The organism is Marinobacter sp. DSM 26671 (assembly GCF_900112835.1).
In the GTDB taxonomy this organism is placed as follows: Bacteria; Pseudomonadota; Gammaproteobacteria; order Pseudomonadales; family Oleiphilaceae; genus Marinobacter; species Marinobacter flavimaris.
In genome coordinates this window covers 81,149-101,217 of the sequence record NZ_FONF01000006.1, presented here as the reverse complement: position 1 = coordinate 101,217, position 20,069 = coordinate 81,149, and the positions used below count along the sequence as shown (strand labels likewise).

General features: G+C 61.2%; 18 protein-coding genes. 17 read left to right on the top strand and 1 reads right to left on the bottom strand.

Annotated features, from left to right (window positions below; all coding sequences use genetic code 11):
- Window positions 1–143: 143 nt before the first annotated feature.
- The 4 genes from BM035_RS08625 to BM035_RS08610 are packed head-to-tail and all read left to right on the top strand — an operon-like array spanning window position 144 to window position 5,912.
- Window positions 144–983, top strand: coding sequence for a (Fe-S)-binding protein (locus tag BM035_RS08625; protein WP_092031168.1), 840 nt, complete (start codon window positions 144–146; stop codon window positions 981–983).
- Window positions 980–2,431, top strand: coding sequence for a LutB/LldF family L-lactate oxidation iron-sulfur protein (locus BM035_RS08620; protein WP_092031167.1), 1,452 nt, complete (start codon window positions 980–982; stop codon window positions 2,429–2,431). The genes BM035_RS08625 and BM035_RS08620 overlap by 4 nt, the downstream gene beginning before the upstream one ends.
- A complete protein-coding gene (locus BM035_RS08615) occupies window positions 2,428–3,099 on the top strand; it encodes a LutC/YkgG family protein (RefSeq protein WP_092031165.1) in 672 nt (223 codons plus the stop codon). Before BM035_RS08620 ends, BM035_RS08615 begins: the two co-directional genes overlap by 4 nt.
- A complete protein-coding gene (locus BM035_RS08610) occupies window positions 3,096–5,912 on the top strand; it encodes an FAD-binding and (Fe-S)-binding domain-containing protein (RefSeq protein WP_092031164.1) in 2,817 nt (938 codons plus the stop codon). Before BM035_RS08615 ends, BM035_RS08610 begins: the two co-directional genes overlap by 4 nt.
- 3 nt (window positions 5,913–5,915) lie before the next feature.
- On the opposite strand, the gene nfsA is transcribed toward BM035_RS08610, so the two are convergent.
- Window positions 5,916–6,653: an oxygen-insensitive NADPH nitroreductase gene (nfsA, locus tag BM035_RS08605; RefSeq protein ID WP_092031162.1), complete on the bottom strand. Its 738-nt coding sequence runs from the start codon at window positions 6,651–6,653 to the stop codon at window positions 5,916–5,918.
- Window positions 6,654–6,814: 161 nt separating this feature from the next.
- Here nfsA and BM035_RS08600 point away from each other — a divergent pair, with 161 nt between their 5' ends.
- The 13 genes from BM035_RS08600 (at window position 6,815) to BM035_RS08540 (ending at window position 20,054) form a co-directional block, all read left to right on the top strand.
- Window positions 6,815–7,615, top strand: a complete 801-nt coding sequence (locus tag BM035_RS08600) for an SDR family NAD(P)-dependent oxidoreductase (protein WP_092031161.1) — start codon at window positions 6,815–6,817, stop codon at window positions 7,613–7,615.
- Window positions 7,616–7,625: 10 nt separating this feature from the next.
- The gene (locus BM035_RS08595) at window positions 7,626–8,831 is read left to right on the top strand and encodes an acyl-CoA dehydrogenase family protein (RefSeq protein ID WP_092031159.1); all 1,206 of its coding nucleotides are present in this window, start codon (window positions 7,626–7,628) and stop codon (window positions 8,829–8,831) included.
- Window positions 8,831–9,856 carry a phosphotransferase family protein gene (locus tag BM035_RS08590; RefSeq protein WP_092031158.1) on the top strand — a complete coding sequence of 342 codons (1,026 nt, stop codon included), beginning with the start codon at window positions 8,831–8,833 and terminating at the stop codon, window positions 9,854–9,856. The genes BM035_RS08595 and BM035_RS08590 overlap by 1 nt, the downstream gene beginning before the upstream one ends.
- Entirely contained in the window at window positions 9,853–10,215 is a 363-nt protein-coding gene (locus tag BM035_RS08585; RefSeq protein ID WP_092031156.1) for a DUF6285 domain-containing protein, read from the top strand. The genes BM035_RS08590 and BM035_RS08585 overlap by 4 nt, the downstream gene beginning before the upstream one ends.
- Window positions 10,216–10,240: 25 nt before the next feature.
- Window positions 10,241–11,854, top strand: a complete 1,614-nt coding sequence (locus BM035_RS08580; RefSeq protein ID WP_092031155.1) for a long-chain-fatty-acid--CoA ligase — start codon at window positions 10,241–10,243, stop codon at window positions 11,852–11,854.
- 129 nt (window positions 11,855–11,983) lie between these two features.
- Window positions 11,984–13,207: an ABC transporter substrate-binding protein gene (locus BM035_RS08575; protein WP_092031153.1), complete on the top strand. Its 1,224-nt coding sequence runs from the start codon at window positions 11,984–11,986 to the stop codon at window positions 13,205–13,207.
- A 77-nt stretch (window positions 13,208–13,284) separates the two neighbouring features.
- Window positions 13,285–14,154, top strand: coding sequence for a branched-chain amino acid ABC transporter permease (locus BM035_RS08570; protein WP_092031151.1), 870 nt, complete (start codon window positions 13,285–13,287; stop codon window positions 14,152–14,154).
- Window positions 14,151–15,098: a branched-chain amino acid ABC transporter permease gene (locus BM035_RS08565; protein ID WP_092031149.1), complete on the top strand. Its 948-nt coding sequence runs from the start codon at window positions 14,151–14,153 to the stop codon at window positions 15,096–15,098. The genes BM035_RS08570 and BM035_RS08565 overlap by 4 nt, the downstream gene beginning before the upstream one ends.
- On the top strand, window positions 15,095–15,877 hold the full coding sequence (locus tag BM035_RS08560; RefSeq protein ID WP_092031148.1) for an ABC transporter ATP-binding protein: 783 nt from the start codon (window positions 15,095–15,097) through the stop codon (window positions 15,875–15,877). The genes BM035_RS08565 and BM035_RS08560 overlap by 4 nt, the downstream gene beginning before the upstream one ends.
- The gene (locus BM035_RS08555; protein WP_092031146.1) at window positions 15,874–16,578 is read left to right on the top strand and encodes an ABC transporter ATP-binding protein; all 705 of its coding nucleotides are present in this window, start codon (window positions 15,874–15,876) and stop codon (window positions 16,576–16,578) included. The genes BM035_RS08560 and BM035_RS08555 overlap by 4 nt, the downstream gene beginning before the upstream one ends.
- Before the next feature lie 45 nt (window positions 16,579–16,623).
- A complete protein-coding gene (locus BM035_RS08550; protein WP_092031143.1) occupies window positions 16,624–17,307 on the top strand; it encodes a TetR/AcrR family transcriptional regulator in 684 nt (227 codons plus the stop codon).
- Between the two features lie 36 nt (window positions 17,308–17,343).
- Entirely contained in the window at window positions 17,344–18,807 is a 1,464-nt protein-coding gene (locus tag BM035_RS08545; RefSeq protein WP_302848263.1) for an NAD-dependent succinate-semialdehyde dehydrogenase, read from the top strand.
- A 23-nt stretch (window positions 18,808–18,830) separates the two neighbouring features.
- Entirely contained in the window at window positions 18,831–20,054 is a 1,224-nt protein-coding gene (locus BM035_RS08540; RefSeq protein ID WP_092031139.1) for a CaiB/BaiF CoA transferase family protein, read from the top strand.
- Window positions 20,055–20,069: the final 15 nt, after the last annotated feature.

The window sequence follows — 20,069 nt, the reverse complement described above, 5'->3', positions numbered from 1 at the left end:
GTATCTGCGATGGTTAGACTGAAGTCTGCTGCGGAAAACTTTGACATCAGCAAGCGGTCTCGAATACCTTGGTTATTACTGTGTGTAAATTGGTATTACCAATTTTCAGTTTGTCTGTCTGAGACTGTCTTGAGGCGCAATCAATGAGTCAGCTGTTTTACGATGCCGCTCCCAATGCCACCCGGGTATCGCCCGAGCGGGAAGCCGACCGGCATTACCCGGAGAAGCCGGAAGCGGTCACTCTGTTCGGTACCTGCGTGGTGGATCTGTTCTTTCCTGAGGCCGGGCTGGATGCCATTCGCCTGCTGGAGCGGGAAGGTGTTCGCGTGCATTTCCCCCAGGAGCAGAGCTGTTGCGGGCAGCCCGCCTGGACTTCCGGATATCGGGATGAGGCCAAGGCAGTGGCCCGCGCCCAGCTGGATATCCTCGATCGATCGGGTCTGCCGGTCGTGGTGCCGTCCGGCTCCTGTGCCGGGATGTTCCGGCACCATTACCCGGCGTTGTTTGCCGATGAGCCGGACACGCTCAAGCGGGTAGAAGCGCTCGCCGAGCGCACCTTCGAGCTGACCGAGTTCCTGCTGAAAGTCTGCCGGGTGCAGCTGGCGGACCGGGGCGCGCCCAGCAAGATTGCACTGCACACCTCCTGTTCGGCCCGCCGGGAAATGAACACCCACCTGCACGCCCGCGAGCTCTTGCAGCAGCTTGAAGGTGTCGAACGTATCGATCACGACCATGAAAGCGAATGCTGTGGGTTTGGCGGCACCTTCTCGGTGCGAATGCCGGAAGTTTCAGGGGCCATGGTTAAAGACAAGACCCGTTCACTGATCGACTCCGGCGCGGTTGAAATGGTGACCGCCGACGGCGGCTGCCTGATGAACATCAACGGGTCGCTGGAGAAACAGAAAAAGAGCTTCCGGGGCCGGCACCTGGCCAGTTTCCTCTGGGAGCGTACCAACGGCGCCAACGCAGGGGAGGTGGCATGAGTCAGCGTATTCCGGTTACCGAGCTGACCCCGGACTTCCGGGGCCGCGCCGAAGAAGCCCTTGCGGACGGTCAGCTGCGCAACAATTTCCGTGTGGCCATGGACTCGCTGATGACCAAGCGGGCCAACGCCTTTCCGGATGCCGACGAGCGTGAAGGCTTGAGGGAACTGGGCAACCGGATCAAGGCCGGTGCCCTTTCCCGTCTGCCGGATTTGCTGGAGCAGCTTGAACAGAAGCTGACGGAGAACGGCGTCAAGGTTCACTGGGCGGAGACCGTCGAGGAAGCCAACAGCCTGGTGCATGGCATCATCGAAGCCCGCAAGGGCAGCCAGGTGGTGAAAGGCAAGTCCATGGTCAGCGAAGAAATGGAGATGAACGACTACCTGGCGGAGCGGGGCGTCGAATGCCTGGAATCCGACATGGGGGAATACATTGTTCAGCTCGACAACGAAAAGCCCTCCCACATCATCATGCCGGCGATCCACAAGAACGCGCGGCAGGTGTCCAAGCTGTTCCACGACAAACTGGGCGAGCCGGAGACCGAAGACGTTAACCAACTGATCCAGATTGGTCGCCGGACCCTGCGCCGGAAATTCATGGAAGCGGATGTGGGTGTTTCCGGAGTGAACTTCGCCATCGCCGAAACCGGCACCTTGCTGCTGGTGGAAAACGAAGGCAACGGGCGCATGAGCACGACGGCGCCGCCCGTGCACATTGCGGTAACAGGCATTGAAAAAGTGGTGCCGAACCTGAGGGACGTGGTGCCCCTGGTGTCCCTGCTGACGCGCTCGGCCCTCGGTCAGCCCATTACCACCTACGTGAACCTGATCTCCGGCCCCCGCAAGCCCGACGAGCTGGATGGTCCGGAAGAGGTGCACCTGGTGCTGCTGGATAACGGCCGCACCGGCGCTTTTGCCGATGCCCAGATGCGCCAGACCCTGAACTGCATCCGCTGCGGCGCCTGCATGAATCACTGCCCAGTGTATACCCGGGTGGGCGGCCACACCTACGGTGAGGTCTACCCAGGCCCCATTGGCAAGATCATCACGCCGCACATGGCTGGACTGGACAAGGTGCCGGACCATCCCAGTGCTTCCTCTCTGTGCGGAGCCTGCGGCGAGGTCTGTCCGGTCAAGATTCCCATTCCTGAACTTCTGCAGCGCCTACGTCAGGAGAACGTGAAAAACCCGGAGCAACCGCAGCAGGTGAAAGGTGGCGGCGCCAAATATTCCCGGACGGAAAGGTGGATCTGGCGTGGTTGGCAGATGCTGAATACCCGGCCGGCGCTGTATCGCAGTTTTCTCTGGGCCGCGACCCGATTCCGGGTGCTGGCCCCGAAAAAAGCCGGCTCCTGGACCGAGAATCACAGTGCGCCGGTGCCGGCCCGCCGCTCCCTGCATGATTTGGCGGCCCGGCACCTTGACCAGAACGGAGGTCGGCCATCATGAGCGCCCGCGCGAACATCCTTGGCAAATTGAGAAACAGCCTCGCCGGCACCACGCCCCGCCCCGACGAATTTGATGAGCGGCTGGTTACGGTCCCCTGGCGGTACGCGCCGGAAGACCGGATCGACCGGTTGCGTAGCCTGATGGAAGCGGTCCACACGGAAGTGCACCAGTGCCATTCTGACAGCTGGCCGGACCTGGTGACGCAGCTGCTGAACAAACGCAACCTCACCAACCTGTTGTGCGCCCCGTCGAGAGAACATGGCCGGGCGCTGCAGGCTTACTTCGAGGCCACGGAGCAGAAGGTCGAGTTATTGGCCTACGATCAGCCGGTGGAAGCCTGGAAAGAAGAGCTGTTCTGGAACGTGGAGGCCAGCCTGACCGGTACCCTTGGCGGTATTGCCGCCACCGGCACGCTCGTGCTCTGGCCGGATCGCCATGAACCGCGGCTGATGAGCCTGGTGCCGCCGGTACACATTGCCCTGCTCAAGGCCAGCGAGATTCACGACAATCTGTATGACATGATGGTGGCTCAGGACTGGGCGGCGGGGCTGCCAACAAATGTTCTGCTGGTGTCTGGCCCGTCCAAGACCGCGGACATCGAACAGGTGCTGGCCTATGGCGCCCACGGCCCCCGTGAGCTCATTGTGCTGGTTCTGGAGGATGCATGACTTTTACCCCGGAAGTGTTGGCCGATATCCGGCAACGGATTCCCGAAAACCGGGTCTTTAACGATCCGGTGTCCACCCTTGCGTTCGGAACCGACGCCAGTTTCTACCGCCTGATCCCAAAGGTGGTGGTGCGGGTTCAGGATGAAGCAGAGGTTGTCGATCTCCTGGCCATCGCCCGCCGCCACAAGGTCCCGGTGACCTTCCGGGCCGCCGGTACCAGCCTTTCCGGACAGGCGATCAGTGATTCGATCCTGATTGTTCTGGGCGATCAGTGGAACGGCCACGACATCCGGGAAGAAGGCCGCCAGATTCGTCTGCAACCGGGTGTGATTGGCGCTCAGGCGAATGCCTGGTTGGCACCCAAGGGCTTCAAGATCGGACCGGATCCGGCGTCCATCAACGCCTGTAAGATTGGCGGCATTGTTGCGAACAATGCCAGCGGTATGTGCTGTGGTACGGCCCAGAACAGCTACCATACGCTGGCCGGAATGCGGCTGGTGCTGGCCGACGGGGCAGTGCTGGATACCGAGGATCCGGCAAGCGTTTCGGCGTTTCGCGACAGCCACGGTGATCTGTTGGCGGCCCTGAAAAAGCTGGCCATCAATACCCGGGAGAATCCCGACCTGGCGGAGCGTATTCGACATAAATACCGCCTGAAAAACACCACCGGCCTGTCCCTGAACGCCCTGGTGGATTTTACCTGTCCACTCGACATCCTGACGCACCTGATGGTGGGCTCCGAAGGCACGCTGGGTTTCGTCAGCGCGGTAACCTACAACACCGTTCCCGAATACCCTGACAAAGCCACGGCCCTGTTGGTGTTCCGGGATGCGGAGAGCTGCTGCCGGGCAGCGTCGGCGCTGCGCTCACAACCGGTGGCGGCGGTGGAACTGCTGGATCGACGCAGTCTTCGTTCGGTGCAGGACAAGCCGGGCCTGCCGGACTGGATTCATGATCTGTCGGAAAGCGCCTGCGCGCTGCTTGTGGAGACCCGGGCGTCGTCTTCGCAGGTTCTGGATGAGCAGCTGACCCGGATCAGGGCGTGCCTCGCTGAATTCCCGCTGGAGCAGCAGGTGGACTTTACCCGCGACGCCAGAGTGTCTGATCAGCTGTGGGCCATTCGTAAGGGTACCTTCCCTGCCGTGGGGGCAGTCAGACCGAACGGCACCACCGTGATCATCGAGGATGTGACCTTCCCGATTGATCAGCTATCCGAGGGGGTCACCCGCCTCCAGTCGCTGTTCGTGAAGCATGGCTATGACGACGCGATCATCTTTGGCCACGCCCTTGAAGGCAACCTGCACTTCGTGTTTCCACAGGGCTTTGACGACCCCGCGGAAGTTGCCCGTTATGAAGCCTTCATGCAAGACGTGGCGCAGCTGGTGGCGGTGGAGTTTGGTGGTTCGCTGAAAGCGGAACACGGTACCGGTCGCAACATGGCGCCGTTCGTGGAACTGGAATGGGGGCACGATGCCTGGCAACTGATGTGGCAGATCAAGCGGTTGCTGGACCCGGAGAATTTGCTCAACCCGGATGTAGTGCTCTCGGAGGATCCGCAGATCCATCTCAAGAACCTGAAGCCTCTGCCGGAGGCGGATCCGCTGGTGGACAAATGCATCGAGTGTGGCTTCTGCGAGCCGGTGTGTCCCTCGGAGGGGCTGACCCTCTCGCCGCGCCAGCGCATTGTGATCTGGCGGGATATTCAGGCCCGCCGCCGTGCCGGCGAAGACACTGCCGAACTGGAAAAAGCCTATCAGTACCATGGCCTGGATACCTGTGCCGCGACCGGCCTCTGTGCCCAGCGCTGTCCGGTGGGAATCAATACCGGCGATCTGGTGCGCAAGCTGCGCAGCGAGAAGGCCACCGGCCAGTCCGTGGCCAATCAGCTGGCTAAGCATTTTGCCGGCGCCTTGAAAGCGACCCGTTTTGTCCTGGCCGGCGCATCCACAGCCGAAAGACTGCTAGGCGCGCCACTGCTGACCCGTCTCAGTGCCGGCGTTCGCAAGGTGTCTGGTGGCCGGGTGGCCCAGTGGGATCCGAGCCTGCCCCAGCCGGTGCGGTTTGTTTCACCGAAAGCGCCGGAACCGTCCGATGGTCGGCCACGGGTGGTGTATCTGGCCGCCTGTGTATCCCGGACCATGGGACCGGCGCGGGGCGACAAGGCGCAGGAACCGCTGATCGAGGTCACCCGACGGCTGCTGGAGAAGGGCGGTTACCAGGTCGTGTATCCGGAGGCGTTGGACAGCCTGTGTTGTGGCCAGCCGTTCGCCTCCAAAGGCTATCCGGACCAGGCGGCGACCAAGAAAGATGAGCTGATTTCGGCGCTGTTGCGGGCCAGCCGCAATGGCGTCGATCCGATCTACTGCGACACCAGTCCCTGCACCCTACAAGTCCGCGAAGCCGCCGAGGAAGCCGGCCTGACGCTGTTTGATCCGGTCCGGTTCATTCGTGATCATCTCTACGAGCGCCTGGATTTCGAGCCCGAGCAGACCCCGCTGGCGGTGCACGTTACCTGCAGCACCCAGCATCTGGGGGAGTCGCAGGGATTGGTCGATATTGCCCGGCGGTGCAGCACACAGGTGGTGGTGCCCGAGGGCATCCACTGCTGTGGCTTTGCCGGCGACAAGGGCTTCAATGTGCCCGAGCTGAATGCCCATTCTCTGAAGACACTGGTAGAGCAGACGGCCGGCTGCGAGGAAGGAATATCCACCAGCCGAACCTGCGAAATCGGACTCAGCCGGCACAGCGGTATCGACTATCACGGCCTCGTGTATCTGGTTGACCGGGTCACGAGGCCGCGAGCAACTGCCTAGCGGTTATTTCATCTCGAAGCCGCATTTGCGCAGGAAGTCGCGCATGTGCGGTCGCAGTTTTGAGGTGAACAGCGGCTTGAGCTGCTCCGACCAGGTAGTGTCTTTGTTGCCACCGGTGCGTACCCGATAGTACTCGTTCATGGTGCGATCGAACCCGGCGACCAGCTCCTCGTCCCGGGCATCGGAATAGTAATCTTCCCTGAGAATCGCCTCCACCGGCAGTCGGGGCTTCACCTCCGGGTTCTGGTCCGGGTAGCCCAGGCACATACCGAACACCGGATAGACATGGTCGGGAAGCCGGAGAATTTGGCTAACTTCCGCGGGGTTGTTGCGTATGCCCCCGATGTAGCACAGACCCAGCCCCTCTGATTCCGCGGCGATGGCCACGTTCTGGGCCATCAGACTGGTGTCGATGGTGGCAACCAGAAGCTGCTCAGTCATCCCGCGCACCACTTCGGCCCCGGCCCGTCCGGCGGCATCGGTAGAGCGCCGCATGTCGGCACAGAACACCAAAAAGTCCGAGCAATCGGCGATGTAGTCCTGTCCGCCCGCGAGTTCGGCGATTTTGCGGCGGTTATCCGGATCAATCACGTGAATGATTGAATACGCCTGCACATGATTCGAGGTGGCGGCGCACTGTCCAGAGCGGATCAGTTCCCTGAGCAGTTCGTGCGGAATCTTCTCGCTGGTGAATTTGCGGATGGAGCGGTGGGATTTCAGGAGTTCTATGGTTGGATTCATGGGATCTCTCTCAGTCGGTTGCAGCCAGCATGCGATAAATGACTTGTAATGCCAATTACATCGGGGGTTCCTCTGCTTTCAAAATTTCTTGGTTGGAGACTACATACTAAACTTGAATATTTCGAGCGCTCGTTCTATTTTTATGTTCCGGAGGTCGAGACATGAACAATTCCAATAACGCGAACCCTGGCAATACAAACTGGTCCCTGCGTGCTGACGGCAAGATTGCGCTGGTCACCGGCGCCGCTGGTGGTTTGGGCCACAGCTTTACCCACTGCCTGCTTGAGGCCGGTGCCACAGTGATTGTCAGTGGCCGCCGCCGCGAGGCACTTGAATCTCTGAAGCACGAATATCCTGATCACGCCGGCCGGATCCACGTGGTCACCATGGACGTCACCGACGAGGCGAGTGTCACCGAAGCCTTCGACACCATGGCCGATGACGTCGGTATTCCGGATGTAGTGGTGTCCAATGCCGGTGTCGCTACCACCAAGAAGGCGCTGGACCTGACTGGCTCGGACTGGGACCGGGTGGTCGATACCAATCTCAAGGGCTGCTGGCTCGTCGCCAACGAGGCCGCACGCCGTCTCTCTGCCATCAACAAGGGCGGCAGCATCATCATGATTTCTTCGATTCTGGGTCATCGCGTGGCCGGCAATGTGGCGCCCTATGCGGCGGCCAAGGCCGGTGTCGAGCAGCTGACCCGGGCACTGGCGCTGGAATGGGCCCGTTATGGCATTCGGGTCAACGCCCTGGCGCCCGGCTACATCGAGACCGATCTGAACCGTGACTTCTTCGCCAGCGAGCCCGGCCAGAAGATGATCCGCCGTATTCCCCAGCGCCGTCTGGGGCAGGCCGATGATCTCAGTGGTCCGTTACTGCTTCTGGCCTCAGATCTTTCCGACTACATGACTGGCAGCACCCTTGTGGTGGATGGCGGCCATCTTCAATCCTCGCTGTAAGGAGCAGGCTGTGGACTTCAATCTGGATCCCAGAAACGACTCGTACCGGAAACGTATCCGGGACTTTGTGGAACAGGAGCTGTTGCCGCTGGAGCAGAACCCGGAGGCATATGACGAGCACGAGAACATTGCACCGGAGTATCTGGAACAGATGCGTACCAAGGCCAGGCAGCAGGGCCTTTGGTGCCTGCAGATTCCGGAGCATCTCGGTGGCCAGGGCCTCGATATCCAGGGTATGGCGGCCTGCTACGAGGAAATGAACCGGTCCATCTTCGGGCCGGTGGTTTTCAATTCGGCGGCACCCGATGACGGCAATATGATTGTGCTGGCCAAAGTCGCCACCGAGGCCCAGCAGGAGCGTTGGCTCAAGCCCATTGTTGAGGGCAAAGTGCGTTCTTCCTTTGCCATGACCGAGCCACCTCCCGGTTGCGGCTCGGACCCGGGCATGATGCAGACCACTGCGACTCGAAAAGGTGATCGCTGGGTCATCCGCGGCCACAAGCATTACATTACCGGGGCCGGTGAAGCTTCCCATTTCATCCTGATCGCGCGCACCTCCGATGATACCCGCAAGGGGCTCACGGCGTTCCTGTTCCACAAGGACGATCCAGGCTGGGAAGTGATTCGTCGCATTCCGATCATGGGCCCGGAGGAGCATGGTGGGCACTGTGAGATCCGCTTCGATGGCCTTGAAATTCCAGACGAAAACCGGCTGATGGAAGTGGGTGACGGCCTGAAGGTGACCCAGATCCGTCTGGGCACGGCCCGCCTGACCCATTGCATGCGCTGGCTGGGGCTGGCCCGTCGTTCACTGGAGATCGCCACCGACTATGTTGAAAAGCGCGAGTCATTCGGCCAGACCCTGGCCCAGCGCGAAGGGGTCCAGTGGTTGCTGGGTGAAGCCGCCATGGAGATCCAGATCGGCCGGCTGCTGACCATGCATGCCGCGTGGAAGCTGGATCAGGGCGACTTTGCCCGCAAGGAAGTGTCCATGGCCAAGGTCGCTGTGGCGGACACCCTGCACAAGTCGGTGGACACGGCAATCCAGCTGTGTGGTGCCCGGGGTTACTCGAAGGACACCCCGCTGGAGTGGATTTACCGCTATGCCCGCCAGGCCCGCTTGGTGGATGGCGCCTCGGAAGTGCACAAGATGGTGTTCTCGAAGTTGTTGCTGGCCGAGCGTACTGACTTCTGGCACTGGGGAGTGAAGCCCTGATGTCTGCCCTGGCCGACAGCTTCAGCAACTTTATTGCCCGGCAGACCGGTGCCCGCAATGCGCGGGTCATCGAGTTCGACAAGTTGTCCGGGGGTGCCATTCAGGACAACTTTGGCCTGACCCTGGAACTGGAGGGCGGCAACCGGCCGGGTCGGCAGGCATTCGTGGTCCGTCAGGACGCCCCCTCCGGCGTGGCGGAAAGCCTGTCGCGGCCCGAGGAATTCCGGGTGCTGCAGGCGGCATTCAGGGCCGGCGTGACGGCTCCGGAACCGCTGTGGCTATGCGAGGACCGGGAAATCAGCGGCCGGGTGTTCTACGTCATGACCCGGGCGTCCGGCAGTGCCTCGCCACGCAAGCTGGTCAAAGGTGATCTTACCCAAGACCAACGCCGGCACCTGGTACGTCGTCTCGGTGCCGAGCTGGCCCGGCTGCACACGGTGCGGCCACCAATGGATTCGCTGGCTTTTCTCGAGATGCCGGCAGGGAACAATCCCGCGTTAAGTCGGGTAGCGCTGTATCGTCGCTACCTCGAGGAAATCGATGAGCCGCACCCGGTACTCGAATGGGCGCTGAACTGGCTGGAAGACAACGCTCCCGAACCGGGCCAGATCGTCCTGTGCCACTGCGATTTCCGCACCGGCAACTACATGGTGGATGGTGACGAGCTGACCGCTGTGCTGGACTGGGAGTTCACGTCCTGGAGCGACCCCTGCGAGGACCTGGGCTGGCTTTGTTGCAGCAGCTGGCGTTTTGGTGGCGATGATTGTGAAGTTGGTGGGGTTGGAGACAAGCAGGACCTGCTGGACAGTTACCGGGAAGTGAGTGGCGCTGACATTGACCCGGCCACTGTCAGCTACTGGGAAGTCATGGCACTGGTACGCTGGGCCCTGATCGCCTTGCAGCAGGCGCGCCGGCATATGTCCGGCGAGCAGCGCTCGCTGGAGCTGGCTCTCACCGGGCGCATGGTGGCCCAGATGGAATACGACCTGCTGAACCAGATTCCGGAATTGGAGGAGAGGCAATGATCAACGAGCCGGATACCCGAGATCTGCTGACCGAGGCCCGCCAGGTACTCCTGGATTCGCTGGCGCCGGGACTGGCGGGTGAGCAGAAATACCAGGCTTTGATGATTGCCAACGCCATGGGCATGGCCATCCGGGAAATCGAGCAGCGGGCTGAGTGTGAGCCAGAAGCTACCGACCGGGCGCTGTCACAGTTCCTGGCGGGCCACCAGTTGCCAGATGACCCCTTGCAGGGTGAGGAGACCCTGGCCCGGGCCCTCCGCGAGCGCAGCCTCGATGGCGATGATCCGAAACTGAGATCGGTCTTGAGGGGCCTTACGGAGGCCCGTTTGCGAATCAACAATCCGGGCTTTCTGAAGTAATCCGGACAGTCCAACACGGTGCGATATGAACAAGTACAAGAACCTAAACAAGACCGCCGCCAATCATTCCGCCCTGACACCGCTGACCCTGCTGCAGCGGTCAGCGCGGGTCTACCCGGACAAGCAGGCAGTCATCGACGATGACATGAACCTGTCCTATCGGGACCTGTATCGCCGTTGCCGGCAGATGGCGGGAGCCTTGCGCGCCCGGGGCATTGCGCCTGGTGATACTGTCGCGATCCTGTGCCCCAATAGCCATGAGATGCTCGAGTCCCACTACTCGGTGCCTATGGCCGGGGCGGTACTGAATGCCATGAACATCCGTCTGGACGCGGGCACCCTGTCATTCATTCTGGCCCATGGCGAGGCCCGAGTCCTGTTCTACGACACCCAGTGGGAAAACCAGGTCCGGGCCGCGATTGCCGAACTGGAGGTGCCGCCGCTGCTGGTGGCCATCGAGCGCAAGGCTGGCCCCAGCGAAGGCCTGGCCGAGCTCGACTATGAGTCTCTGCTGACGGAGGGCGACTCGGAGGCATCGTGGTCACAACCGGACGACGAGTGGGACGCCATCACCCTGAACTACACCTCCGGTACCACCGGTAACCCCAAGGGCGTGGTCTACCACCATCGCGGGGCCTACCTGGCCGCCATGTCGAACGCCATGGCCTTCGATATGACCGCTGAAACCGTCTACCTGTGGACCCTGCCCATGTTCCACTGCAACGGCTGGGCCTACACCTGGGCGATCACCGCCGTCGGTGGCACCCATGTCTGCCTGCGGGAGGTCGATACCCGGGAAATCTATCGCCGGATCGAGGACTACGGCGTGACCCACATGTGCGGCGCCCCGGTGGTGATGAACATGCTGGTGCAGGACCTCGGCCGCGAGAGCCTCACCCTCTCCCGGCGTGCCCGTTTCGCCCTGGGCGGCGCTGCGCCCCCCAGCAGCGTGATTCGCAAGGCGGAGGAAATCGGTTTCGAAATCACTCACCTCTATGGCCTGACCGAAACTTTCGGCCCCTCCACCCTGTGTGTTCCTCAGCCGGAATGGCAGGAACTGCCGCTGGAAGAGCGGGCCGTGAAGATGTCCCGGCAGGGGGTCCCCACCCACGGACTGGACGACGTGGACATTCTCGATATGACCAGTGGCGAGCCGGTGCCGGCCGATGGCAAGACCATGGGCGAGATCTGCATCCGGGGCAACACGGTGATGAAGGGCTACCTGAAGAATCCGGACGCCACCGACAAGGCCTTCCGGGATGGCTGGTTCCATACCGGCGACCTAGCAGTCATGCACCCGGACCGCTACGTTGAAATCCGGGACCGGGCCAAGGATGTGATCATCTCCGGCGGCGAGAACATCTCGAGCCTTGAGGTGGAGGAGGTGCTCTACCGACACCCGGGAGTCTCCGAAGCGGCGGTCGTCGCCATGGCGGACGAGAAGTGGGGCGAGGTGCCGTGCGCCTTCGTCAATCCGGTGGACGACGGCAAAGAGCTGGCCGCCGAAGACATCATTGCCTTTTGCCGGGACAACATGGCGCATTTCAAGGCTCCGAGAAAGGTGGTGCTGGGCGAACTGCCCAAGACCGCCACCGGCAAGATCCGCAAGAACATTCTCCGGGACTCTCTGTCCCGATGATTGGGCTGACCATGGTCAGCAGGAGGTTGCGATAGCGCGAACAACGCATTCAGACCCAAAAACCGGGCCCCGATGTAACGGGCCTGACAGTTCCAGTGACAACAAAGACAAGAACGCAGGAGCAATACCATGAAAAAAACAAGTATGAAGAAACTGCTGGTTGCGATGACCGCGGCCGCCACACTTGGTGCAGCCGGCACCAGCTATGCCGAGGATCCGATCCGGATCGGCGGTATCTACATTCTCTCCGGCAGTGCTGCCACCTATGGTGAATTTGCCCAGAAGGGCATCGACCTGGCGGTCAATGAAATCAATGACTCCGGCGGTATTCTTGGCCGGCAGGTGGAAATGATCTACGAGGACAGCCAGGGCAAGGCCTCGGTGGCCATCCAGGCTGCCCGCAAGCTGGTCTACTCGGAAGGGGCGGATGCTCTGGTCGGCCTGGACAGCTCGGGTGTCGCCCAGGGCATGGTGCCGACCATGCCGGAGCTGCAGAAGCCCCTGATCATTACCCACGCCGCGACGCCGGATGTCACCGGTAAGCTGTGTAATCCGTTCACCTACCGTATCAGCGTCAACGTGGCCCAGAACATGAAGGCTGCCGCTCTGGTCGCCGCGGAAACCGATGCCACCAACTGGACCACCATCGGTCCGGATTACGCCTTCGGCCACCAGTCCTGGGAGTTCTTCGGCAACTACCTCAAGGACATCAAGCCGGACGTGAATCTGATGTCGGAGACCAACTTCCCCCGCTTCGGTGCCGAGGACTTCACTCCGTTCATTGACCGGGTGATGAACTCGGACGCTGACGGTGTGCTGATCTCCGTCTGGGGCGGCGACCTGGTCAACTTCATCCGGCAGGCCAACACCCGTGGCTTCTTCGAGAAAGACATGGAGCTGATGTTCACCGTGGGCGCGGCCACCGAAGTGCTGTCTGCCCTGGGTGAGGAAATGCCCGAGGGTGTGCACCTGTCCACCCGCTACTGGTACGAGGCCTACGACAACGACATGAATGACCGTTTCGTGAAGGCCTATATCGATGCCTACGGCAATCCGCCGAGCTACAACGCCGAAGGTGCCTATGCTGCCATCTATGCCTACAAGCAGGCGATGGAAGCGGCCGGAACCACCGACGGCCCGGCTGTAGCCAAGGCACTCAGCGGCATGAGCATGGAAGCTCCGAACGGCACGGTTACTTTCCGCAAAGGGGACAACCAGGCCATGGTCAGCCCAAACTGGGGGGTGTCCGGCCCGATGCATCCCGAGCACGGTATCCGGACCCTGACCAACCTGCAGATCTTCAACGGCGAGAAAGTAGCCCGCACTATCGAAGAAACCGGTTGCAAGCTTTGATCTGAACATCTTTCACCAGCTTGCCGTGGCGGCCTTCGGGGCGCCACGTAACCGGCCCTAACCTAATGAGGTAATCCATGTCTGGCATCGGAGCGGCGTTGCTAAACAGTCTTGATATCGGACTGCTGCTGTTCATCATTGCAGTGGGTCTGAATATCGTGTTCGGTGTTCTGAACATCATCAACTTTGCCCACGGGGCTCTCTATATGCTGGGAGCCTACCTGGCGTTCACCCTGATCAACCTGGTGGGAATGCCCTTCTGGGCGGCCCTGCTACTCGCACCAATTGGTGTGGCCATCCTGGCGGTCATCATTGATCGGTTGCTGTTGCGATTCATCTACAGTCGGGATGTGGCGGACAGCCTGCTGCTGACCTTCGCGATCCTGCTCATCATCAACGAGAGTGTCCGCACCATCTGGGGCAGCGGTATCCAGGTGGTACAGCCACCCCAGTTGCTGTCTGGTTCGGTCGAACTGCTGGGCAGTTCCGTGTCCACTTACAGCCTGTTCGTGATCGTCATCGGCCTACTGTTGTTGGCCGGTCTCTGGTACCTGTTCAACCGCACCCGCGTGGGCCGCATCATGCGCGCCGCGGCGCTTGATCGGGACATGGCCGAAGCCCTGTGTATCAACACCCGCATGGTGGTCACCGGTGTGTTTGCCTTCGGTGCCTGGTTGGCCGCTGTTGGTGGCGTGGTGGCCGCGCCGATGCGTGCTCTGGACCCGGGCATGGGCGACAAGATCATCATCGAGTCGTTCATTGTGGTGGTTATCGGCGGCCTCGGCAGCTTTCCGGGTGCCTTGCTTGGCGCCATCATCCTGGGCCTGATTCACGGCTTTGGCGGCCGCTATCTGCCGGAAGTGAACCTGCTGCTGCCGTTCCTGGGCATGGCGCTGGTTCTGTTGTTCAAACCTAACGGCATCATGGGCAAGGGGGCGACCGCATGAAGACCAAGATTCTGATGGGCCTTTTGGCCGTGGTGATTGCGGGGCTGATTGCGGTGCCCTGGATCGCCTCCTACTTCTATATTTTTATCCTCACCGAGATCCTGATCCTTGGTCTGTTCGCGGCCAGCTTCAATCTGATCTTCGGTTATACCGGCATGCTCAGTTTCGGGCACGCGGCTTTCTTCGGCATCGGTTCCTATGCCACGGCGCTGGTGCTGATCCATCTGGAGTGGCCGTTCCTGGCCTGTCTGCTGGTATCCATGGGTGCCTCGGCGCTGCTGGCCCTGGTGATTGGCTTCCTGAGCGTTCGCCTCAACGAGGTGTATTTCGCCATGCTGACCCTGGCTTTCGGCATGATGGTGTTCGCCATCGCCTATCAGTGGCGGTCTGTCACCAACGGCAGTGACGGCCTGGCCGGCTTCACTCTGGGTTCCTTCGGGCTTGGCCTGGATCTGACGCTTGGCAACCCGGCCGTTTACTACCATGTGGTGCTGGCCATTGTCGCTATCGCCACGGTGGTGCTGTACCTGATCTGCCGCAGCTCCTTCGGCATGATCCTCAAGGCGATCCGTCAGAACCCCGAGCGGGTGTCCTTCGCGGGGCTGAACGTACGTACCTACCGTCTGGTGGCCTTCGTAATTGCCGGTACCTTCGCCGGTCTGGCCGGTGGCCTGATTGCGCCGTTCCTGCGGGTGGCCAGCCCCGAGCTGTTGCACTGGTCCATGTCGGCCGAACCGGTACTGATGGCCATTCTCGGTGGCACCGGTTACTTCCTGGGCCCGTTTGTCGGCTCTGCAGTGTTCGTGCTGCTGGAGACCTGGATCACCAGCTACACCGAGTCCTGGATGCTGGTTCTGGGCATCATCCTCGCGATGATGGTGATTTTCTTCCGCAAAGGTCTGCTAGGTACTGCCCTTGACTGGTGGATGGAGGTGAAGAAATGAGCAAGCCGATCCTGACCATAGACAACCTCACCAAGCGTTTTGGTGGTGTCCACGCAGTCAACGGCATCAACCTGGAAGTGATGCCAAAGGAAACCATCGCGATCATCGGTCCCAATGGCGCCGGCAAGACCACCTTCTACAACATGGTCTCCGGACGAATGCTCCCGACCGAGGGCAAGATCACTCTCGACGGCGAGGACATCACCGGGCTGCCGCCGCACAAGATAAGTCGGCTGGGGATATCCCGTTCGTTCCAGATCAACAACATCTTTCCCGAGATGACGGTGCAGGAGAACGTTGAAGTGGTGCTGTCGGCCTATCATGGCCACAGCCGCAAGCTGTTCAACATTGCCTCCCGTAATACCGGTATCCAGAAAGAAGCCGTTGAACTGCTGGCGCGCCTCGGTATTGATGGTCTCAAGGACCAGCGTGCCGAGATCATCAGTTACGGTGACAAACGCCTGCTGGAGATCGCCATGGTGCTGGCTACGCGGCCCAAGCTGGTGTTGCTGGATGAACCCACCGCCGGCATGACCCCGGACGAAACCCGGCGCACCACGAAGCTGGTCAAGAGCCTGGCAGACAGCGGTGACTACACCTTCCTGATCACCGAGCACGATATGGACGTGGTCTTCAATCTGGCCGATCGCATCCTGGTCATGCACCGTGGCGAGAAGCTGTTTGCGGGTGCACCGGAGGAAGTGAAAAGTCATCCGGAAGTCCGTGCTGCGTACCTGGGTGAGGAAGAAGACGAAGTGGTCGAGGAGGCCAACCCATGATTCTTGATGTTCGCAATATCCAGACCTTCTACGGTGAGAGCCAGGCGCTTCAGGGTGTGACCCTGCAACTCGACGAGGGTGAGACGGTGTGTATCCTGGGTCGAAACGGGGCCGGCAAGAGCACGACCCTGAAAAGCATCATGGGGCTCACACCTCCCAGATCAGGCGAGATTGTCTTTGACAGCAAACCGATCCATGGTTTGCCGGCCCACCAGATTGCCCGGGCCGGGATTGGCTACGTGCCGGAGGACCGGCGGATTTTCCCGGGCCTGACCGTCCGCGACAATCTGGAGGTGGCTTCCTATCAACGCAAGGGCAGTGCGGCGCGCTGGACCGTCGACGGTATCCTGAAGAAGTACGAAATGCTGGGAGAACGGGCTGACCAGGACGGGGCAACCCTCTCCGGTGGCCAGCAGCAGATGCTGGCGGTGGCCCGGTCACTGATGATCCAGCCCAGATTGTTGTTGCTGGATGAGCCGAACGAGGGGCTGGCGCCGGTAATTGTGCAGCAGATCGGTGAACTGATCGATGATCTGAGCAAGACCACGACCATTCTGTTTACTGACCAGAGCGTACAGTTCGCCCTCAAGCATGCCCGGCGGGCGTACATCCTAGAAAAGGGGCAGGTGGTACACGAGGCACCCAGTGACGAGTTGCGTTCCGATCAGGCAACCCAGGATCGGTTCCTGTCGGTGGCGTGATCTGGCTTATAATCCCCGCCGCAGGAGCAGATAGGCGTGGCAGCAATGATTGAAAACTACGAAGCGTTTCGCGACGAGCTGAGTCTGTCCAAGGAAGGCGTCGTCCGTGAGGTATTCCGCCAGAACAAGGACAGAATCAGCATCAAGAAGGAGGCAACGGCGGTCAAGAACCTGATCCGGATCATCGAATCGACATTGCGACTGGCCAACTCCAAGGGCTTCCATGCCATGACCCTGAGAGACCTGTGTTCGGACTCGGGCATGAGCATGGGCGGCCTTTATGCCTACATTCGCAACAAGGATGACCTGATCCATCTGATCCAGAGCCACGGCTTCACCATCACCCGCCGCACCCTGTTGCACTACACTGGCGAGGTGGATGACGTACGTGACAAGCTGTTCTCGGCGATCAAGGCGCACCTGTACTTGAGCGAACTGATGCGGGCCTGGTTCTATTTCTCTTACATGGAAGCGAAAAGCCTGCCGGCGCCGGAAAAGCGGGATGCGGTGGCCATCGAACTGGAAATCGAGGATATCTTCCTGGGGGTCATCGAGGATGGCATCAAGGCGGGAGTATACCAGCCCAGGAATGCCCGCCTGGTGGCTTCGAGCATCAAGGCCCTGTTGCAGGACTGGTACCTCAAGCGCCGGAAATACCGTGATCAGAATGTGGCCGTTGACGACTATGCTGCCTTTGTCAGGGATGTGATTGAAAGCTATCTGCTCTGAGGGCGTTGACTCTTTCCTGTGAGGACTGTGATGACTATCAGCTTGACGAATCCGGAACTGCTGCGCGAAAGCGCCTATATCAATGGCGAGTGGGTGCAGGCCGGTTCCGGTGATGTGTTGCCGGTGACCAACCCGGCCAATGGCGAACACCTGGCCAACGTGCCGAACATGGGTGCCGACGATACCCGGCAGGCGATCCAGGCTGCCGAGGCAGCCTGGCCCGAATGGCGCGCGCGTCTGGCCAAGGAGCGCGCGGGCATCCTGCGCCGCTGGTTCGATCTGGTGATGCAGCACCAGGAAGACCTGGCCCGACTGATGACTGCCGAGCAGGGCAAGCCCTTGATGGAAGCCCGGGGCGAAGTGGGATACGGCGCGAGCTTTATCGAATGGTTTGCCGAGGAAGCCAAGCGGGCCTATGGCGACGTGATCCCGGGTCACGGCCGTGACAAGCGCATCGTAGTGATCAAGCAGCCCATCGGTGTGGTGGCGGCCATCACACCCTGGAACTTCCCGGTGGCCATGATCACCCGCAAGGTCGCCCCGGCCGTGGCCGCCGGCTGCCCGGTGGTGGTCAAGCCGGCGGAGGATACCCCGCTGTGCGCGCTGGCCCTCGCGGCGCTGGCGGAGGAAGCCGGCGTTCCACCCGGGATTCTCAACATCGTGACCTGTTCGAAAGGCCGGGCGCCGGCGGTGGGTGAAGAACTGACCACCAACCCGGTTGTCCGAAAGGTGTCTTTCACCGGCTCCACACCGGTGGGCAAGCTGTTGATGCGACAGGCCTCCGGTACGGTCAAGAAAGTGAGTTTGGAGCTGGGGGGTAATGCGCCTTTCATCATCTTCGACGACGCCGATCTCGATGCCGCGGTGGCCGGGCTGATGGCTTCCAAGTACCGCAACACCGGCCAGACCTGCGTGTGTGCCAACCGCATTTATGTCCAGTCCGGCGTCTATGACGAGTTTGTTGAAAAGCTCAAGGCCGCTGTCAGCAAGATGGTGGTAGGTGCCGGCCTCGAGGGCGAAACCCAGCAGGGCCCACTGATCAATGCTGCGGCCCTCGACAAGGTCCAGCGGCACATCGCCGACGCCACCGCCAAGGGCGCGAAGGTGGCCCTGGGTGGCCAGGTTCATGCCCTGGGAGGCACCTTCTTCGAGCCGACTATCCTCACGGACGTCACCCAGGACATGCTGGTGGCCAGCGAGGAGACGTTCGGGCCAGTGGCACCGCTGTTCCGGTTCGAGACCGAGGAGCAGGCGATTGCCATGGCCAACGACTCGGAATTCGGGCTGGCGGCGTACTTCTACAGCAACGATATCCGTCGCATCTGGCATGTGGCTGAGGCGCTGGAAACCGGCATGATCGGGATCAACGAGGGCATCATTTCCACCGAGGCGGCGCCCTTTGGCGGGGTCAAGGAAAGCGGCCTTGGCCGGGAAGGTTCCCGCTATGGCCTGGACGAGTTCATGGAACTCAAATACCTGTGCCTTGGCGGTATGCGCTAAAAAACGGTTGCGAGGAGAGTCGGATGGCAGGCCCGCTGTCGCACCTGCGTGTGCTGGACCTATCCCGGGTACTGGCTGGCCCCTGGGCCGGCCAGATCCTCGGGGATCTGGGCGCGGAGGTGATCAAGATCGAGCGCCCGGGCACCGGGGATGACACCCGGTCCTGGGGGCCGCCCTATCTTCAAGGGGCGGACGGCAGCGCCGAGCTGTCCGCCTACTTCCTGACCGCCAACCGCAACAAGCAGTCCCTGGCCGTAGACATAGCCCATCCCGAGGGGCAGGCGCTGGTCCGCAAGCTGGTGGCCGAATCCGATGTGGTACTGGAAAACTTCAAGGTCGGCGGCCTAAAACGCTACGGCCTGGATTACGACAGCCTCAAGCAAATCAACCCGAAACTGATCTATTGCTCCATTACCGGCTTCGGCCAGGACGGCCCCTACGCCAGCCGCCCGGGCTATGACTTCCTGATCCAGGCCATGGGCGGGCTGATGAGCATCACCGGGCAGCCGGACGGCGAGCCCGGGGCCGGGCCGATGAAAGTCGGTGTTGCGCTGACGGACATCATGACCGGGCTCTACGCCACCATTGGGGTGCTTGCGGCCCTCAGTCACCGGGACCGGACCGGGGAAGGGCAGTATGTGGAAGCCGCACTGCTGGATGTGCAGGTAGCCTGCCTCGCAAACCAGGCCATGAATTACCTGACCACCGGCAAGGCGCCGTCGAGAATGGGCAATGCCCACCCCAACATTGTTCCTTATCAGGATTTTCCGACAGCTGATGGCAACATGGTGTTAACCGTGGGCAATGACCAACAGTTTGTCCGGTTGTGTGAGGTACTCGGGCATCCGGAATGGGCGAGGGATGAACGCTTTGCCACCAACCGGGTACGGGTGGCCAATCGCAGGAAGCTGATTCCGAAGCTGAGGCAGGCCACGGTGATGCGCTCTACCCAGGAGTGGGTCGGGATTCTGGAGCAGGCCGGAGTGCCCTGTGGCCCGGTGAACACCCTGGACCAGGTGTTTGAGGATCCCCAGGTTCTGGCACGCGGCATGAAGCAGAGCGTCGGCCACCCCGACCTCGGCGAGGTGCCTACCGTTGGTAATCCGATCAAACTGAAACTGACGCCGGTAGCCTACCGCATGGCGCCACCGTTGCTGGGGGAGCAGTCGGAACAGGTGTTGCGGCAAATTGCCGGCCTGTCTCCCGCTGAGGTCAAGGCGCTCCGGGAGCGTGGAGTTATCTCCTGATCGGAAGGCAGGGTG

Coding starts and splice junctions, on each gene's coding strand:
- BM035_RS08560 (WP_092031148.1), top strand. CDS start 15,095: ATGAGCAAGCCGATCCTGACCATAGACAACCTCACCAAGCGTTTTGGT.
- BM035_RS08590 (WP_092031158.1), top strand. CDS start 8,831: ATGTCTGCCCTGGCCGACAGCTTCAGCAACTTTATTGCCCGGCAGACC.
- BM035_RS08620 (WP_092031167.1), top strand. CDS start 980: ATGAGTCAGCGTATTCCGGTTACCGAGCTGACCCCGGACTTCCGGGGC.
- BM035_RS08540 (WP_092031139.1), top strand. CDS start 18,831: ATGGCAGGCCCGCTGTCGCACCTGCGTGTGCTGGACCTATCCCGGGTA.
- BM035_RS08550 (WP_092031143.1), top strand. CDS start 16,624: ATGATTGAAAACTACGAAGCGTTTCGCGACGAGCTGAGTCTGTCCAAG.
- BM035_RS08600 (WP_092031161.1), top strand. CDS start 6,815: ATGAACAATTCCAATAACGCGAACCCTGGCAATACAAACTGGTCCCTG.
- BM035_RS08575 (WP_092031153.1), top strand. CDS start 11,984: ATGAAAAAAACAAGTATGAAGAAACTGCTGGTTGCGATGACCGCGGCC.
- BM035_RS08625 (WP_092031168.1), top strand. CDS start 144: ATGAGTCAGCTGTTTTACGATGCCGCTCCCAATGCCACCCGGGTATCG.
- BM035_RS08555 (WP_092031146.1), top strand. CDS start 15,874: ATGATTCTTGATGTTCGCAATATCCAGACCTTCTACGGTGAGAGCCAG.
- nfsA (WP_092031162.1), bottom strand. CDS start 6,653: ATGAATCCAACCATAGAACTCCTGAAATCCCACCGCTCCATCCGCAAA.
- BM035_RS08565 (WP_092031149.1), top strand. CDS start 14,151: ATGAAGACCAAGATTCTGATGGGCCTTTTGGCCGTGGTGATTGCGGGG.
- BM035_RS08615 (WP_092031165.1), top strand. CDS start 2,428: ATGAGCGCCCGCGCGAACATCCTTGGCAAATTGAGAAACAGCCTCGCC.
- BM035_RS08585 (WP_092031156.1), top strand. CDS start 9,853: ATGATCAACGAGCCGGATACCCGAGATCTGCTGACCGAGGCCCGCCAG.
- BM035_RS08570 (WP_092031151.1), top strand. CDS start 13,285: ATGTCTGGCATCGGAGCGGCGTTGCTAAACAGTCTTGATATCGGACTG.
- BM035_RS08580 (WP_092031155.1), top strand. CDS start 10,241: ATGAACAAGTACAAGAACCTAAACAAGACCGCCGCCAATCATTCCGCC.
- BM035_RS08610 (WP_092031164.1), top strand. CDS start 3,096: ATGACTTTTACCCCGGAAGTGTTGGCCGATATCCGGCAACGGATTCCC.